This window comes from Dechloromonas denitrificans, from assembly GCF_020510665.1.
In the GTDB taxonomy this organism is placed as follows: domain Bacteria; phylum Pseudomonadota; class Gammaproteobacteria; order Burkholderiales; family Rhodocyclaceae; genus Azonexus; species Azonexus denitrificans_B.
This window is the reverse complement of the sequence record NZ_CP075187.1, coordinates 2,416,274-2,432,080: the sequence shown is the minus strand read 5'-3', so window position 1 is coordinate 2,432,080 and position 15,807 is coordinate 2,416,274. Positions and strand designations below refer to the sequence as shown.

Sequence of the window (15,807 nt, the reverse complement as noted above, 5' to 3'; positions counted from 1 at the left end):
AGGGCTTGATTTGCATCCTTCTGCGGCCTTGATCATCTGGCTGGCAGCGGTTTTTGCCATACAGTTCGTTGGTTATGCCGGGCTCGGCGCCTTGCTTGTCGCAGCCCTGTTGCTGACGCCGCAAGCTGTGGTCCAGTGGTTGTCCTACCTGCGCCGTGCCCGCTGGTTGTTGGTTTCCCTGTTCTTGATTCTGGCCTACAACACGCCAGGGGAGGCGCTGAACGATCTGGCGTGGGCGCCGAGCTACGAAGGAGTCGATGAGGCAGGCCGGCAGGCGACCCGGTTGGTGGTGACACTCGCCTGTCTTGCGGTACTTTTTGTGCGACTGGAACGTGATGGTCTGATCTGTGCGTTGTGGGGCGTGCTTCAGCCGCTGCGCCGTTGTGGGCTGGATGTCGACCGACTGGTTGTGCGCTTGTCGCTGGTTCTGGAAAATCTGCAGTCGCCTGGTTTGCAAAAAGACTGGCGCAGCATGCTGGCACTGGATGCCGAATTGCCGGGAGGGGCGAGTGTCGTGTCTTTGCATTTGCCGCGCTGGGCGTTTCTTGATGTGTTGTATTCGATACTGGCAGCCGGTTTGCTGGTGGGGGCGATAGTGCTGTGAGAGTTGCGCTGGGAGTTGAATATTGCGGCACCGCATTCCATGGTTGGCAGAGCCAGCCGGGCGGAGAAACGGTTCAGGATGCGCTGGAAAAGGCGCTGGCCTCGATTTGCGGCCAGCCTGTCAGCGTTATCTGTGCCGGGCGAACCGATGCGGGAGTTCATGGAACCAACCAGGTCGTGCATTTTGATGCGCCGGTTGAACGGCCAGTGACGGCCTGGGTTCGCGGCGTCAATGCGCATTTGCCGGAAACCGTCGCTGTACGCTGGGCTCAGCCGGTGAGCGACGAGTTTCATGCTCGCTTCAGTGCGCGTGGTCGTCGCTACCGCTACTTGCTGCTCAATCGGCCACAACGCCCCGGTCTGTGGCAGGGACGGCTCGGCTGGTTCCATTTGCCGCTGGATCTGGCAGCCATGCAGGATGCTGCCGGTCGACTGCTCGGTGAGCACGATTTTTCGGCTTTCCGGGCGGCGGGCTGCCAGGCAAAAACGCCGGTCAAAACCATGTGGCGGGCCGATGTCCGTCAGTTCGGCAATCTTTTCGTTTTCGATTTTGAAGCCAGCGCCTTTCTGCATCACATGGTGCGCAATCTGGTTGGCAGCCTGGTTTATGTCGGCAAAGCCAACCAGTCGCCGGCATGGATCGATGCCTTGCTTCAGGCCAGGGATCGAACGCAATCAGCGCCGACTTTTTCGCCGGACGGCCTTTATTTCCGCGGGCCGATCTACGAGCCGCACTGGGATTTGCCCGATCCGGACGATGATTTCCTCGACGGAGTGTTCAAGTGAAAACCCGAATCAAGATTTGCGGCCTGACGCGTGAGGCGGATGTCGATGCCGCGGTGACGGCCGGTGCCGATGCCATCGGTTTCGTCTTCTATCCGCCCAGCCCGCGTTACGTCACGCCGCAGCGGGCGGCCGAGCTGGCCCGGCGAATTCCGCCTTTTGTCGATGTGGTTGGCTTGTTCGTCAATGAAGCGCCGGAAACGGTGCTTGCTGTCTGCGATGCCTTGCCGATCAATGTCCTGCAGTTTCATGGCGATGAAGATGCCGCCTATTGCCAGCAGTTTGCGCGTCCCTATCTTCGGGCCGCGAGGGTGAGGCCGGGGCTTGATCTGGTAGAATTCGCCGGCTCATTTCCCGATGCGCGCGGTTTGCTGCTCGATGCTTTTGTCGAAGGCTACGGCGGTGGCGGCCATGTTTTTGACTGGACGCTGATTCCGTCAGGCTTGCCGGGCTTTTTGGTGCTTTCCGGCGGGTTGACCGCAGAGAATGTCGGCGATGCGGTGCGGCGGGTTAGTCCTGTTGCGGTCGACGTCTCTTCCGGGGTCGAAATGAGCAAGGGAATCAAGGATCACTCGAAAATCGCTGCCTTTGTGGCGGCAGTACGGAAAGCTGATGAATCAATATAACTTCCCCGATGCCAAGGGTCATTTCGGTCCCTACGGTGGTGTATTTGTTGCCGAGACGCTGTTTGGGGCGCTCGACGAGCTCAAGGCTGCCTACGCAGCAGCACAGGCCGACCCGTCTTTCCGTGCCGAATACGAATACGAACTCAAGCATTTCGTCGGCCGTCCGTCGCCGATTTACCACGCCAAGCGCTGGTCGGAACAACTGGGCGGTGCGCAGATCTACCTCAAACGTGAAGACCTGAACCACACCGGGGCACACAAGGTTAACAACTGTATCGGCCAGGCCATGCTCGCCAAGCGCATGGGCAAGCCGCGCGTCATCGCTGAAACCGGTGCCGGTCAGCATGGTGTGGCGACAGCCACGGTGGCTGCACGCTACGGCATGGAATGTGTCGTCTACATGGGCGCCGAGGACGTCAAGCGTCAGGCGGCCAATGTCTATCGCATGAAATTGCTTGGTGCGACGGTCGTGCCGGTCGAGTCCGGCTCGAAAACCTTGAAGGATGCGCTTAACGAAGCGATGCGCGACTGGGTGACCAACATCCACAATACCTTCTACATCATTGGTACGGTGGCCGGCCCGCACCCTTACCCGATGCTGGTCCGCGATTTCCAGAAAATCATTGGCGAGGAATGTCTCGAGCAGATGCCGGAAATGGCCGGTCGCCAGCCGGATGCGGTGATTGCCTGTGTCGGCGGCGGTTCGAATGCGATGGGTATTTTCTACCCGTATATCAACGTGCCGGATGTTCGCCTGATTGGCGTCGAAGCGGCCGGTGACGGCATGGAAACCGGGCGTCATTCGGCCTCGCTGACGGCCGGTGTGCCTGGCGTGCTGCACGGCAACCGGACCTATCTGCTACAGGACGAGGACGGCCAGATCATCGAAACGCACTCGGTTTCGGCCGGCCTGGATTATCCGGGCGTTGGTCCGGAACACGCCTGGCTCAAGGATCTCGGTCGTGCCGAATATCAGCCGGTGACCGATGCCGAAGCACTGGCAGCCTTCCATACGCTGTGCCGCATTGAGGGCATCATTCCAGCGCTCGAATCGAGCCATGCCCTGGCCTATGCCGCCAAGCTGGCCCCGACGTTGCCGAAGGACAAGATTCTGCTGGTCAACCTCTCCGGTCGAGGTGACAAGGACATGCATACCGTGGCCGAAAAATCCGGGATCACTTTCTGATGTCGCGTATCAAATCTGCTTTTGAACGCCTCAATGGCGAAGGCCGCAAGGCGCTGATTCCTTTCATTACGGCTGGCGATCCGGATGCCGATCTGACCGTGCCGCTGATGCACGCGCTGGTCGAGGCAGGTGCCGATGTGATCGAGTTGGGTGTGCCGTTTTCCGACCCGATGGCTGATGGCCCGACCATTCAGCGCGCTTCCGAGCGTGCTTTGGCGCGTGGCATGACCTTGCGCAAGGTGCTTCAGTTGGTGACGCGTTTCCGTACCGACGACGACAAAACGCCGGTCGTGCTGATGGGTTACGCCAATCCGATCGAGGCCATGGGCCTGCAGAAATTTGCCGAAAAGGCTGCGCAATCGGGCGTTGATGGTGTATTGGTCGTCGATTACCCGCCGGAGGAGGCCGAGAATTTCGGCGCGGCGATGAAGGCGAACGGCATGGATCCGATTTTCCTGCTTGCGCCGACGTCGACCACGGCGCGCATCGAACAGGTCGCGGCGATTGCCAGCGGCTATGTCTATTACGTGTCGCTGGCCGGCGTGACCGGTTCCGGGGCATTGAATGTTGACGCCGTGGCCGAACGTCTGCCGCTGATCCGCGAAAAGACCGGCCTGCCGGTCGGTGTCGGTTTCGGCATTCGCGACGCGTCGACCGCAGCACGCATTGCCGCTTTTGCTGATGCAGTCGTCGTCGGCAGCCGAATTATCGAAGAAATTGAAAAATCCACGGCCGAAACTGCCTGTGCCAAGGTCAAGACCTTGGTTACAGACATTCGTCGCGGTGTAGATGAGGTGAAAAAATGAGTTGGCTGACCAAGCTTCTTCCCCCGAAGATCAAACGTGAACAAGGCGCCCAGCGCCGTAATGCGCTGCCCGAAGGCCTGTGGAGCAAGTGCCCGTCCTGCGAAGCCGTGCTTTACGCCACCGATCTGGAAAACAACCTCCAGGTTTGCCCGAAATGCGGCCACCACCACCGGATCAACGCGCGTCAGCGTCTTGATGTGCTGCTCGATGCCGAAGGCCGTTTCGAGATCGGCGCCGAGGTTCTCCCGGTCGACTCGCTGAAATTCAAGGATTCCAAGAAGTACCCGGATCGCCTGATGGAAGCCAACGAGAGCAGTGGCGAGAGCGATTCCCTCGTTGTGCTGCAGGGCGCGATCAAGACCATGCCGGTTGTTGCGGCAGCCTTCGAGTTCGATTTCATGGGCGGTTCGATGGGTTCCGTGCTTGGCGAGCGCTTTGTGCGCGGCGTGCAAGTGGCTGTCGAGCAGAAAATGCCCTTCATCTGCATCACTGCTTCCGGCGGTGCGCGCATGCAGGAAGGCTTGTTTTCGCTGATGCAGATGGCCAAGACGACGGCGGCGCTGACCAGGCTTTCCCAGGCTGGCCTGCCGTTCATTTCCATCCTGACCGATCCGACCATGGGCGGTGTTTCGGCTTCCTTCGCCTTCGTCGGCGATGTGGTGATTGCCGAACCGAAAGCCTTGATCGGTTTTGCCGGTCCGCGCGTGATCGAGCAGACGGTGCGCGAAACCTTGCCCGAAGGTTTCCAGCGTTCCGAGTTCATCCTCGAAAAGGGCGCCATCGACATGATTGTCGACCGGCGCGAAATGCGCGATCAGGTTGCTCGCGTCCTGGCGTTGCTGCAAAAGCTGCCGGTAGCTGCCTGAAGCAGCGCACAGGCTGGCGGGGCGGGTGTATTGCCCGGTCCCGCAGCCGATTGATTGATTCCAAAATGAATTTATCCGACTGGCTGGCTCACCTCGAAGGCTTGCATCCGAAGGGGCAGGCCGGTATCGAGCTTGGCCTGGACCGTATTCTTCAAGTCAAGGCGGCGCTCGGCCAGGTTCAGCACTGTCCGGTGATCGTTGTCGGGGGCACCAACGGCAAAGGCTCGACCTGCGCCTACCTCGAAAACATCATTGATCGGGCCGGGTATCGCGTCGGCTCCTATAGTTCGCCGCACTTGCTGGCTTATAACGAACGGGTTCGCCTGAACGGGCTGCCGGCCAGTGATGAGGCGCTTTGCGCCGCGTTTGCCCGGGTCGAGGTGGCGCGCCAGCAAGCAGGCAATGTCGCGCTGACTTATTTTGAGTTCGGCACGCTGGCCGCTTGGGAAGTTTTTGCCGAGGCGGGCATCGAGGCGGCTGTGCTGGAAGTCGGCCTGGGCGGACGGCTTGACGCGGTCAACGCCTATGAACCGGACGTTTCCATCGTTACGACGGTTGCGCTCGACCACACCGACTGGCTGGGCCCGGATCGGCAAAGCATTGGTTTCGAAAAGGCCGGTATCTACCGTGCCGGGTGTCCGGCATTTTGTGCCGATCCCAACCCGCCGCAACGCCTGCTCGATCATGCTGCAGCAATCGGGGCCGATTTGCGCTTGCTCGGCCGGGATTTCGGCTTCGAACGCCCGAGTGCCGAAACCAATGAGAACCGGCTGCAATGGCGCTGGTGGTGCCGTTCCGGTGAGCGCGTAGTCAAACGTGCGCTGGCGTATCCCGGGCTGCGCGGCCCGACCCAGCTGTTCAATGCGGCAGTTGCCCTGGCGGCGCTTGACGCGCTGAGCGATAAATTGCCGGTGACCATGCAGGCGATTCGGCCCGGTCTGATCGAAACAGAATTACCCGGTCGTTTCCAGGTAGTGCCGGGCAAGCCGGCGATCGTCCTCGATGTGGGCCACAACCCCCAGGCGGTCAAAGTGTTGGCCGATAATTTGTCGAGCATGGGCTTTTTTGACCGGACGCATGCTGTCGTCGGGATGCTTGGCGACAAGGATATTGTCGGCGCGCTGCAGCCGCTCAGGGACAAGGTCGATGTCTGGCATGTGGCAACGCTGGAGGGCGTGCGCGGCACAACTGCCGAAGCGCTGGCACAGATCATTCGGCAGGCCGGGCTGGGTGGTGAAGTGCTTTGCTACGCTTCGCCGGAGCTTGCGATGCATGCAGCCAAGGGGCTGGCCTCTGAAAGTGATAGAATTCTGGCCTTTGGATCGTTCTACACGGTAGCCGGGGCGCTTCAGGCGCTGCGCAAAAAGACCTGATCATGGAAGACACTGACGTTCAGTTGCAACTCAAGAAACGCGCGCGCCGCCGCCTGGTGGGGGCCGTCGCCTTCGTTTCCGTGGTTGCGGTCGTTCTGCCCATGGTGATGGATCACCAGCCGCGACAGCCGGTTCAGGATGTCGAGATCCGTATTCCCGGGCAGGATGAAAAGCCGTTTGCCCCCAAATTTGCTGCCGCGCCCGTTGAAAAAGCGGTCGAAAAAACGCCTGAAAAACCAGTCGACAAGCCGGTTGCTGTAGCGCAGGCCAAGGTTGAGGTGCCTGAGTCCAAACCGGTGCCGGAGCCTGTTGCCAAAGTTGTTCCGCGGGCGGTGGAACCTGAGCGAGAAAAGCCGGTCGAAAAGCCCGTTGCCAAACCTGAGAAGCCGGCAGCAAAACCGGAAAAACCTGTTGAAAAGCCGGCCGAGAAGACTATTGCCAAGCACGACGATGCCAAGCGCGCAGCAGCCATTCTGGCTGGACACGCTGCCGATGCGTCGCCGGCGGCCAAGTCCGGTGAATACCTGGTCCTGATTGGTGCATTTGCCAATGAGGCCAATGTGAAGAATTTGAAGGCCAAGCTGGGTGAGCAGGGGATCAAGACAATCAGTGAACCGCTGGATACCCCGCAAGGCAAGAAAACGCGCTTGAGGGCCGGGCCTTTTGCCAGTAAGGATGCGGCTGACAAGGCGCTAGACAAGATGCGCAAGATTGGTGTCTCCGGAGTGGTTGCGGCAAAGCAATGACGATTTTTGACTATGTCGTCATCGGCATCGTCGGCCTGTCGCTGTTGTTTGGCTTGTGGCGCGGCGTGGTGAGTGAAATCGTGGCGCTGGCTGCGTGGTTCATCGGGATTTACGCCGCCGTCGAGCACGGCAGTCAGGCCGGTAATCTGGTTTTTTCCGGCGTAAGCGACCCGTCGATGCGGGCGCTGGCCGGTTGTGTATTGATTTTTGTTGGTGTACTGGTGGCAATGTCGCTGGTTCGCTGGGCAGTTCGCAACATGGTCAAGGCCCTCGGCCTGAGTGTGTCGGACCGCTTGTTGGGGATGGTTTTTGGTTTAGTGCGCGGCGCACTGATCACCATGATTCTGGTCGGACTGGGCGGCATGACTGCTGCGCCTAGCCAGCCATGGTGGAAAGAGTCGACGCTTGCAGCACCCTTGGAAACAGCCGTCCTGGCAGCCAAACCCTGGCTGCCGGATGATTTGGCAAAACGAATTCGATTCAGCTAGGCAGGAAAAAATATGTGCGGGATTCTCGGTGTGATGGCGACAACGCCGGTCAATCAATTGCTTTACGATGGTCTGATGGTGCTTCAGCACCGCGGCCAGGATGCAGCAGGGATTGCCACGGCAGAGGGTAATACTTTCCATCTCCACAAAGGGCCGGGTCTGGTCCGTGACGTGTTCCGTACCCGCAATATGCGGGCGCTGCCCGGTAACTGCGGGATCGGTCATGTGCGTTACCCGACCGCCGGCTCGGCTTACAATTTTGCCGAAGCCCAGCCGTTTTATGTCAATTCGCCGTTCGGCATCGTGCTTGGCCACAACGGTAATCTGACCAACGCCGAGCAGCTCAAGGACGAGATGTTCCGGATGGACCGCCGGCACATCAATACCAATTCCGACTCCGAAGTCCTGCTCAACGTGCTGGCCCATGAACTGCAGGCCGCATCGCATGGCTACGAACTCGACGTCGATAGCATTTTCCAGGCAGTCGCCGGGGTGCATCGTCGCTGCCGCGGCGCCTATGCCGTCGTCGCCCTGATCGCCGGCTACGGCCTGCTGGCTTTCCGCGACCCACACGGTATCCGTCCTCTGGTCTACGGCCAGAACGAAACGCCGCAGGGCATGGAATACCTGATTTCCTCGGAGTCGGTTGCGCTTGATACGCTGAATTTCCAGGTTGTGCGCGATATCGAACCGGGCGAGGCCGTCTTCATCGACCTCAACCACAACCTGCATAGCCGTCAGTGCGCCCAGCAGCCGATGTACGCGCCGTGTATCTTCGAATACGTTTATCTGGCCCGTCCGGACACCGTGATCGATGGCGTTTCGGTGTACGAAGCCCGTCTGGCGATGGGTGAGCTGCTGGCTGAAAAGGTCAAGAAGACGATCCCGGTCGACGAGATCGACGTGGTCATTCCCATTCCCGACTCCAGCCGTCCGTCGGCCATGCAACTGGCCCACGCGCTGGGCATTCCGTTCCGCGAAGGTTTCGTCAAGAACCGCTATGTCGGTCGGACGTTCATCATGCCGGGCCAGGCCATGCGCAAGAAGTCGGTGCGCCAGAAACTGAATACCGTTGGCCAGGAGTTCAAGGGCAAGCGTGTTCTGCTGGTCGACGACTCCATCGTGCGCGGTACGACCAGCCGCGAAATCGTTGATATGGCCCGTGCTGCCGGTGCAACCAAGGTTTACTTCGCTTCTGCTGCGCCGCCGGTGCGTTACCCGAATGTCTACGGGATCGACATGCCGACGCGTGCCGAATTGATCGCCACCGGTCGTACCGATGCGCAGATTGCGGCTGAAATCGGTGCCGATGCGCTGATTTATCAGGATATCGCCGCGCTCAAGCAGTCGATTACCAAGCTGCGCAGCGATCTGACCGTATTCGATGCATCTTGTTTCGACGGTCAGTACATTACCGGCGACATCGACAGCTATTACCTCGATGCCGTCGAAGGCAAGCGTAGCAGCGGCAAGCCGGCCAAGAATGATGACGAGCATGACGCACCGAATTCGGAACAGATGGTGCTTGGTCTGGCTAACGGTGGGCAGGAATAAAATGAGCGACTCGCCGAATTACCGCCCGGAGACGCTGGCGGTTCGTGCCGGCCAGGAGCGCAGCCAGTTTGGCGAGCATTCGGAAGCGCTTTATCTGACCTCCAGTTTTGTTTTCCAAAGTGCTGCGCAGGCGGCTCGCCGGTTTTCCGGTGAAGAGGAAGGCAACGTTTACGCGCGTTTTTCAAACCCGACGGTCAGCATGTTCGAGGATCGTCTGGCTGCGTTGGAAGGCGCCGAGAACTGCGTGGCAACCTCAAGTGGGATGGCTGCCATCATGGCGGCGGTGCTGGCGCACCTGAAGAATGGCGATCACATCGTTGCTTCCGGCAGCTTGTTCGGTGCCACGGTTCAGCTCTTCTCGAATATCCTGGCGCGCACCGGCATCACCACCAGCTTTGTGTCGCAGACTGATCCGGCAGCCTGGGAAGCGGCTATCCGGCCGGAAACCAAGCTGTTCTTCCTCGAAACGCCATCCAATCCGCTGACTGAAATTGCCGATATTCGTGCGTTGACCGCGATAGCCCACGCCAAGGGCATCCTGGTTGCCGTCGATAACTGTTTCTGTACGCCTATCCTGCAGCGTCCGCTTGAAATGGGCGCCGATCTGGTGATCCATTCGGCGACCAAGTATCTCGATGGCCAGGGGCGCGTGCTGGGCGGTGCAGTATGTGGCTCGAAGAAACTGACCGAAGAGGTTTTCAAGTATCTGCGTACGGCCGGTCCGACCTTGTCGGCCTTCAATGCCTGGGTGCTGCTCAAGGGACTGGAAACCCTCAAGCTGCGCGTCGAAGCGCAATCGGCTGGTGCTGCACAACTGGCCACCTGGCTTGAAGCGCATCCCAAGGTGGCACGGGTTTTCTATCCCGGTTTGCCATCGCACCCGCAACATGCGCTGGCCAAAACCCAGCAGAAATCCGGCGGAGCGATCGTTTCCTTCGAAGTGAAGGGCGCCCGCGATCAGGCCTGGCAGGTTGTCGATAACTGCCGCTTGCTGTCGATTACCGCCAATCTTGGCGATACCAAGACCACCATCACCCATCCTGCCTCTACCACCCATGGCCGCGTTTCCCCGGAAGTCCGGGCTGCCGCCGGTATCAGCGACGGACTACTGCGCATTGCAGTCGGTCTCGAAGCCGTAGAGGATCTTCAAGCCGATCTCGAACGCGGACTGGCTCTCATCTGATTGACACGCGGCTCCCGGCGCCAGGCGTCGGGTTGCCCGCACGGAGTTCCCATGCAATTCACCGACCTCGGCCTCAAGGCCGAACTGCTGCGCGCTGTCAGCGAGCAGGGCTATGACACGCCGACGCCCATCCAGCAACAAGCCATTCCTGCCGTGATGACCGGCAAGGACTTGATGGCCACGGCCCAGACCGGGACCGGCAAGACCGCCGGTTTTACGCTGCCCATCCTGCACCGTCTGGCAAGCGGCGCAAATGACCGCCTGAGCCGTGTTTCCAAGACGCCGCGCGTGCTCGTCCTGACGCCGACGCGCGAACTGGCGATCCAGGTTGAAGAAAGCGTCCGTACCTATGGCAAGCATCTGCCGATCAACTCGCTGGCCGTGTTTGGCGGCGTCGGCATCAACCCGCAGATCGCCAACCTGCGTCGTGGTGTCGACATCCTGGTGGCGACGCCGGGCCGTCTGCTCGATCACGTCCAGCAACGCACGGTCGACCTCTCGGCGATCGAGATTTTCGTTCTCGACGAAGCCGACCGCATGCTCGACATGGGCTTCATCCGCGATATCCGCAAGGTCATCGCCCTGCTGCCAAAGCAGCGTCAGAACCTGATGTTCTCGGCGACTTTCTCGCCGGAAATTCGTGAACTGGCCAACGGCCTGCTCAATAATCCTGTCTCGGTCGATGTCGCGGCGCGCAATACGGCGGCTGAAACAGTCACCCAGCGGATTATCGAAACCGATCGCGAAAAGAAGAAGGAACTGCTCTGCCATCTGTTCGAGACGCGCGGCTGGCATCAAGTGCTGGTTTTTGCCCGGACCAAGCACGGCGCCGATGCCTTGGCCCGGACGCTGGAAAAGGCCGGCATCAAATCGGCTGCGCTGCACGGCGATAAATCGCAAGGTGCGCGGACTCGCGCCCTGAATGATTTCAAGGACGGCAAGCTGGTCGCACTGGTCGCCACCGATATCGCAGCGCGCGGCATCGATATCGATTCGCTGCCCTACGTTATCAACTACGAACTGCCGAACATCGCCGAAGATTACGTGCATCGCATCGGCCGTACCGGTCGGGCTGGCATGGAAGGCGAGGCGATTTCTCTGGTTTGCCACGATGAGCGCCCGTACCTGCGCGACATCGAAAAGCTGATCAAGCGCACGCTGGAACGTGTCGTGATTCCCGGTTTCGAACAATCGGCCACCGCTTCGCCGCGTCCGCCGGTGCCGCCGCGCGGTAATCGCAATCCGCAGCCGGGACGTCCGCAAGGTCAGAAATCGGCTCAAAAACCGGGTGGACCGCAGCAACATCGTACCGGCAGCAGGCACCGCTAAGGCATGCAGAACGATCTCAAGGAAAAACCCAGTTACGCGGTTGCGGCCGCGGTTCAACTGCCGCATGTCAGTGATTTTGAATTCGAGGCATCGCTGGCTGAGTTGCGTGAGCTGGCCAAGACGCTGGGTTTTACCGTCGTGCGCACCTTCATCCAGAAACGCACCGGCTTCGACGCGACGGCTTATCTGGGTGTCGGCAAGCGCCAGGAAATTCACCATTATGTGAATCATGAAGCGGCGATGGCTGAGCCCGGGCATCCCGACGGTTACGAGATCGATGCCATTCTGGTCGACCATGAGATTTCACCGTCGCAGGCACGGAATCTCGAAAAGGAAGTCGGTTGCGAGGTGATGGACCGGACGATGGTCATCCTCGAAATTTTCCATCGCAATGCCCGCTCGCGCGCCGCTCGTGCGCAGGTTGAAATTGCCCGTCTGGGCTACATGGCACCGCGCCTGCGCGAAGCCGCCAAACTGGCCGGGCCACAGGGCCGTCAGCGTAGTGGTGTCGGCGGGCGAGGGGCGGGTGAGTCGCATACCGAGCTTGATAAACGCAAGATTCGCGACCGGATTGCCGAGCTTCAGCTCGAAATCGTGGCCATGGAGGCCGAGCGCAAGACGCAGCGCGCCCGTCGCCAGGAACGTCAGGGGCTGGCCGCCGTGGCCCTGGTCGGTTACACCAATGCCGGCAAGTCGACGCTGATGCGGGCGCTGACTGGCAGTGAAGTGCTGGTCGCCAACAAGCTTTTTGCCACGCTCGATACCACGGTGCGTACGCTGCATCCGGAAAGCGTGCCGCGCGTACTGGTCAGCGATACGGTTGGCTTCATCAAAAACTTGCCACACGGCCTGGTTGCTTCGTTCAAATCGACGCTCGATGAGGCGCTTGATGCTTCCTTGCTGCTGCATGTAATCGATGCCAGCGACCCTGGTTTCGAACGTCAGCTGGAAGTGACCGATCACGTTCTGGCGGAAATCGGTGCCGACGAGGTGCCACGCATCCGCGTCTTCAACAAGATCGATCATGTCGGCGACGCGGCGGCTCAGGCTGAGTGCGAAGCTGCGTTACGGGCAAAGTACCCGGATTGTGTCGTGATGAGCGCCCGCCGGCCGGAGGAAGTGGCTGCCTTGCGCTTGCTGATCATCGCTTTCTTCCAGCAAGGCCTGATCGAGGATGAGCTTTTCCTGCCGTGGACGGCCCAGCAATTGCGCAAGGATATCTACGCGGACTGCGAAGTCCTTGAGGAGCGTGCCGACGAGGCGGGTGCATTTTTCCGGGTGCGTGGCGAAGGCCATATCGTGACCGGGCTGCGCGAGAAATTCGAAGCGCTCTGAGCTTCGAATCATCGAAGCAGGGATGGTCGGTGCTGCTGCCGCGTGCAGCACCCCGGCCGTTCAGCCAGCCAGGGCGGTTTCCAGCACGGGGGTGACCTGGCTCAGCGACGAGACACGGTTGCGGCCTTTTTTCTTGGCCTCATACATTGCCTCGTCCGCCTGTTGCTGGATTTCTTTCATGCCCTGATCGCCCTTGCTGCATTCGGCAATGCCAATGCTCGCGGTGATTTTCAGCGGTCCACAGGCAATCACCGGGCACAGGTTTTCAATTTTCTCCCGAATTGTTTCAGCAAGCTGCAGGGCGCCGGCCAGGCTGGTGTTGGGCAGGAAGATCGAAAACTCCTCGCCGCCGACCCGGCCCAGTGCGTCGCTGCCTCGTATCGATTGGGCCAGCGTGCCTGCGACTGCCTTCAGAACAATGTCACCGGCAGCATGCCCGTAGTTGTCGTTGACTTGCTTGAAATGATCGAGGTCGATGAACAGGATCGAGAACGGCGAGGCGTGTCTTCGGGCGAAATGAATCATGTGCTCGCAGCTTGCGTAATAGGCACGGGCATTGAGCGAGCCGGTCAGCGGATCATGGGTGGCAAGATGGTGCAGTTTTTCGTGCGATTTGCGCATGCGCACAAAATAGGAAATCGACCGATTCCCATAAATGTGGAAAAAAGCACCTTGATACGCCATGGCGACGATCAGCGTGGCCAGGCCATTGGGTGAGTAAGGTGCCGACAGGTAGGCGTTGCCGAAGGCCAGTCCAATGATGCTCAGGCTGGTAACGATCGCGCCGGGGCGCTGACCGAGCAGAATATAAACGCCGGGGATATTGGTAAAGAACCAGAGAATCCTCAGCTCATCCTGCGGGACGTACAGCAAGGCCGAGATGTATTCGAGAATGCACAGGATCTGATAGCTCCAGGCAATCTGCCGGTAGCGTTCTTTCCTTCCCCTGAGCAGCAGCCAAAGCAGCAGGGCGCCCGCCGAAAATACATTCATCGAGTAAAAGTGAATGCTGCCGCCGAGTGGATTGAGCTTGCTGATTTCGCCAATCAGGAAAAGTGCGGTGAAGAGCGCACCGGAAAGCAGCACGATGATCAGCAGCTTGTACTGAAACGCCAGGTACTCTTCACTTTCGAGAAATCTGACCCGACCAAACAGCAGGTGCCTGAGGAGGGGTTTTGGCATGCGGCATCGGCCTGTAAGTATTTGAAGAGGTTTTATTTAACCCCCGCTTGGTAGCGATTTCAAGGTGGCCGGGCAAGCCTATGCCTATTCCCCTGTAATTCGCTGCGGCAAATCAGCGTCGCCAGGCAAGTAGCAGGGAGCCTTTTTCTTGCGGGTCGAGATCGATACGTTTCAGCGCGACGAAGCCAGCGGCTTCCAGCCAGCCCGCATAATCAGCGAAGGCATGGGTTTGCGTGCCGGTTTCGAACAGCAAGGTCAGGCGGAAAGCCGCGTTGAGTGCATTGTTGGGCGATTCGGCGAGATATTCGTGGATGACCAGCAATCCGCCCGGATTGAGTGCATCGTAAATCCGCTGGATGACCCGACGGTTGTCATCGGCCGTCTGATTGTGGGCAACCGAGAGATAGAACACGACGTCATGCCCGGTTCCCCAGTCGTGGTCGAGCAGGTTGCCCGGACTGAGTTCGATGCGCTGGCTCAGCCCTTCGCCGGCCAGGGTCGCTGGCGTATTGCCGAGGGCGCTGGGCAGGTCGACGATCCGGCTGTTCAGTTGCGGGTAATGTTGGCAGAAGCGCACTGAGTGCAAGCCATGCGAACCGCCGAGATCGAGCAGACTGCGGTATTGCGGTGTCATCGGGACATGTTTCAGCAAATCCGGGCCGAGATCCTGGGCGAAGGCGCGCATGTAGGCCGAGAACAATTCGCCCAGTTCGGGACGGTCGACCATGGCATCCCACAGCGTGCTTTCCGGTAGGCCGCTTCGCACGGCATCATCGAGTCTGGCCATCATCGGCCAGGCTTCGTAGGTCCACAAGATGCCGGGGGTGTAATCGACCTGGCCGAGGCGGGTCAGCCAGCGTTGCGTGCTGGCACTATTGGCAATCCCTTCGGGATACTGTTCGAGATAGCCGATGGCGATCAGGAAGTCGATCAGTGTTGCTGTACCGCGTTCGCTAGCCTGAATTTTTCGGGACAGGTCAGCGCTGTCGAGCGGGCCTTCGGCCAGCGCCTGAAACAGGCCGAGCCGCCCGGCGGCGATGATGGCTGCAGTCTTCATCATCGGCATGTAGATGTCGAGCATGGGCAATTCTGCATTGCCGGTCGGTTGGCAAACGTCGGGCTTGCGGCGGCGTGCGCCGGGCAGTCTGGCCAGCTGGCGGTCATGCCAGCCTGAAAGAAATGCCATGGCGCTACTGGAGCCGATCAGGGCCATGAACATGTCGGACTGGGTATCCCAGACATCGCCCTGGGTGCCGAGAAACTCGTCGGCGCCTTGGCCAAGCGCCAATGCGGCCGCCCATTCGATCAGTTCGTAAGTGGCGCTGATCGCCAGTGCAATGCTGGTGCACAGGAAGGCAGTCATCTTGCGGCCTTTGATATAAGCGCCGCGTAGCAGGATTTCACGGGCAATCAAGGCGGGAACGAAGCCCTGCATGAAGTGCCCGATTTTGTCGTAGGGATTGCGGTCGACCGCGAAAACCTCCTGCAGCCAGAAACCGAAAGGGACGCGCGCGTAGCTCCAGGCGCCACCGGCAATCAGCACCAGCATGTGCAGGGCGATCAATACCGTGAGCAGTAATGTCAGCGGATAGTTTTTGCGTGTGACAACGATCAGTGGCAAGGCAATCAGTACCGGGGCAACTTCCATCAACCAGGTTGTCCGGTCGAACGGAGCGACGCCCGAAGCGAGCAGTGCGGCAACAACGATGCTGCCGAGTGCGGCATTGAGGGTATTGCGGGTATCCAT

General features: G+C 59.8%; 15 protein-coding genes. 13 read left to right on the top strand and 2 right to left on the bottom strand.

The window, feature by feature from the left end; genetic code table 11:
- The first annotated feature begins 10 nt into the window (after nt 1–10).
- From KI614_RS11560 to hflX, 13 genes are all read left to right on the top strand, one after another.
- On the top strand, nt 11–604 hold the full coding sequence (locus KI614_RS11560; protein ID WP_226405885.1) for a hypothetical protein: 594 nt from the start codon (nt 11–13) through the stop codon (nt 602–604).
- A complete protein-coding gene (gene truA / locus KI614_RS11555) occupies nt 601–1,389 on the top strand; it encodes a tRNA pseudouridine(38-40) synthase TruA (protein WP_226405884.1) in 789 nt (262 codons plus the stop codon). Before KI614_RS11560 ends, truA begins: the two co-directional genes overlap by 4 nt.
- Nucleotides 1,386–2,012, top strand: coding sequence for a phosphoribosylanthranilate isomerase (locus KI614_RS11550; RefSeq protein WP_226405883.1), 627 nt, complete (start codon nt 1,386–1,388; stop codon nt 2,010–2,012). The genes truA and KI614_RS11550 overlap by 4 nt, the downstream gene beginning before the upstream one ends.
- A complete protein-coding gene (gene trpB, locus KI614_RS11545; RefSeq protein ID WP_226405882.1) occupies nt 1,999–3,198 on the top strand; it encodes a tryptophan synthase subunit beta in 1,200 nt (399 codons plus the stop codon). The genes KI614_RS11550 and trpB overlap by 14 nt, the downstream gene beginning before the upstream one ends.
- A complete protein-coding gene (gene trpA / locus KI614_RS11540) occupies nt 3,198–4,004 on the top strand; it encodes a tryptophan synthase subunit alpha (protein ID WP_226405881.1) in 807 nt (268 codons plus the stop codon). The genes trpB and trpA overlap by 1 nt, the downstream gene beginning before the upstream one ends.
- Nucleotides 4,001–4,870, top strand: a complete 870-nt coding sequence (accD, locus tag KI614_RS11535; protein WP_226405880.1) for an acetyl-CoA carboxylase, carboxyltransferase subunit beta — start codon at nt 4,001–4,003, stop codon at nt 4,868–4,870. The genes trpA and accD overlap by 4 nt, the downstream gene beginning before the upstream one ends.
- 65 nt (nt 4,871–4,935) lie before the next feature.
- A complete protein-coding gene (folC, locus tag KI614_RS11530) occupies nt 4,936–6,243 on the top strand; it encodes a bifunctional tetrahydrofolate synthase/dihydrofolate synthase (RefSeq protein ID WP_226405879.1) in 1,308 nt (435 codons plus the stop codon).
- Between the two features lie 2 nt (nt 6,244–6,245).
- The gene (locus KI614_RS16375) at nt 6,246–6,989 is read left to right on the top strand and encodes an SPOR domain-containing protein (protein WP_264178065.1); all 744 of its coding nucleotides are present in this window, start codon (nt 6,246–6,248) and stop codon (nt 6,987–6,989) included.
- Nucleotides 6,986–7,477: a CvpA family protein gene (locus KI614_RS11520; protein ID WP_226405878.1), complete on the top strand. Its 492-nt coding sequence runs from the start codon at nt 6,986–6,988 to the stop codon at nt 7,475–7,477. Before KI614_RS16375 ends, KI614_RS11520 begins: the two co-directional genes overlap by 4 nt.
- A 12-nt stretch (nt 7,478–7,489) precedes the next feature.
- Nucleotides 7,490–9,031, top strand: coding sequence for an amidophosphoribosyltransferase (purF, locus tag KI614_RS11515; RefSeq protein WP_203467188.1), 1,542 nt, complete (start codon nt 7,490–7,492; stop codon nt 9,029–9,031).
- A 1-nt stretch (nt 9,032) separates the two neighbouring features.
- Nucleotides 9,033–10,214 carry an O-succinylhomoserine sulfhydrylase gene (locus KI614_RS11510; RefSeq protein ID WP_203467187.1) on the top strand — a complete coding sequence of 394 codons (1,182 nt, stop codon included), beginning with the start codon at nt 9,033–9,035 and terminating at the stop codon, nt 10,212–10,214.
- A gap of 51 nt (nt 10,215–10,265) precedes the next feature.
- The gene (locus tag KI614_RS11505; protein WP_203467186.1) at nt 10,266–11,543 is read left to right on the top strand and encodes a DEAD/DEAH box helicase; all 1,278 of its coding nucleotides are present in this window, start codon (nt 10,266–10,268) and stop codon (nt 11,541–11,543) included.
- A gap of 3 nt (nt 11,544–11,546) precedes the next feature.
- Nucleotides 11,547–12,878 carry a GTPase HflX gene (gene hflX / locus KI614_RS11500; RefSeq protein ID WP_226405877.1) on the top strand — a complete coding sequence of 444 codons (1,332 nt, stop codon included), beginning with the start codon at nt 11,547–11,549 and terminating at the stop codon, nt 12,876–12,878.
- 60 nt (nt 12,879–12,938) lie between these two features.
- On the opposite strand, the gene KI614_RS11495 is transcribed toward hflX, so the two are convergent.
- Both KI614_RS11495 and KI614_RS16415 read right to left on the bottom strand, forming a co-directional pair.
- Nucleotides 12,939–14,060, bottom strand: coding sequence for a GGDEF domain-containing protein (locus KI614_RS11495; protein ID WP_226405876.1), 1,122 nt, complete (start codon nt 14,058–14,060; stop codon nt 12,939–12,941).
- A gap of 112 nt (nt 14,061–14,172) precedes the next feature.
- Nucleotides 14,173–15,807 (bottom strand): DUF2238 domain-containing protein, encoded by a 1,635-nt coding sequence (locus KI614_RS16415; RefSeq protein WP_319002656.1) that lies wholly within the window; start codon nt 15,805–15,807, stop codon nt 14,173–14,175.

Coding starts and splice junctions, on each gene's coding strand:
- KI614_RS16415 (WP_319002656.1), bottom strand. CDS start 15,807: ATGGATACCCGCAATACCCTCAATGCCGCACTCGGCAGCATCGTTGTT.
- KI614_RS11510 (WP_203467187.1), top strand. CDS start 9,033: ATGAGCGACTCGCCGAATTACCGCCCGGAGACGCTGGCGGTTCGTGCC.
- KI614_RS11520 (WP_226405878.1), top strand. CDS start 6,986: ATGACGATTTTTGACTATGTCGTCATCGGCATCGTCGGCCTGTCGCTG.
- hflX (WP_226405877.1), top strand. CDS start 11,547: ATGCAGAACGATCTCAAGGAAAAACCCAGTTACGCGGTTGCGGCCGCG.
- trpB (WP_226405882.1), top strand. CDS start 1,999: ATGAATCAATATAACTTCCCCGATGCCAAGGGTCATTTCGGTCCCTAC.
- KI614_RS11505 (WP_203467186.1), top strand. CDS start 10,266: ATGCAATTCACCGACCTCGGCCTCAAGGCCGAACTGCTGCGCGCTGTC.
- KI614_RS16375 (WP_264178065.1), top strand. CDS start 6,246: ATGGAAGACACTGACGTTCAGTTGCAACTCAAGAAACGCGCGCGCCGC.
- accD (WP_226405880.1), top strand. CDS start 4,001: ATGAGTTGGCTGACCAAGCTTCTTCCCCCGAAGATCAAACGTGAACAA.
- purF (WP_203467188.1), top strand. CDS start 7,490: ATGTGCGGGATTCTCGGTGTGATGGCGACAACGCCGGTCAATCAATTG.
- trpA (WP_226405881.1), top strand. CDS start 3,198: ATGTCGCGTATCAAATCTGCTTTTGAACGCCTCAATGGCGAAGGCCGC.
- folC (WP_226405879.1), top strand. CDS start 4,936: ATGAATTTATCCGACTGGCTGGCTCACCTCGAAGGCTTGCATCCGAAG.
- KI614_RS11495 (WP_226405876.1), bottom strand. CDS start 14,060: ATGCCAAAACCCCTCCTCAGGCACCTGCTGTTTGGTCGGGTCAGATTT.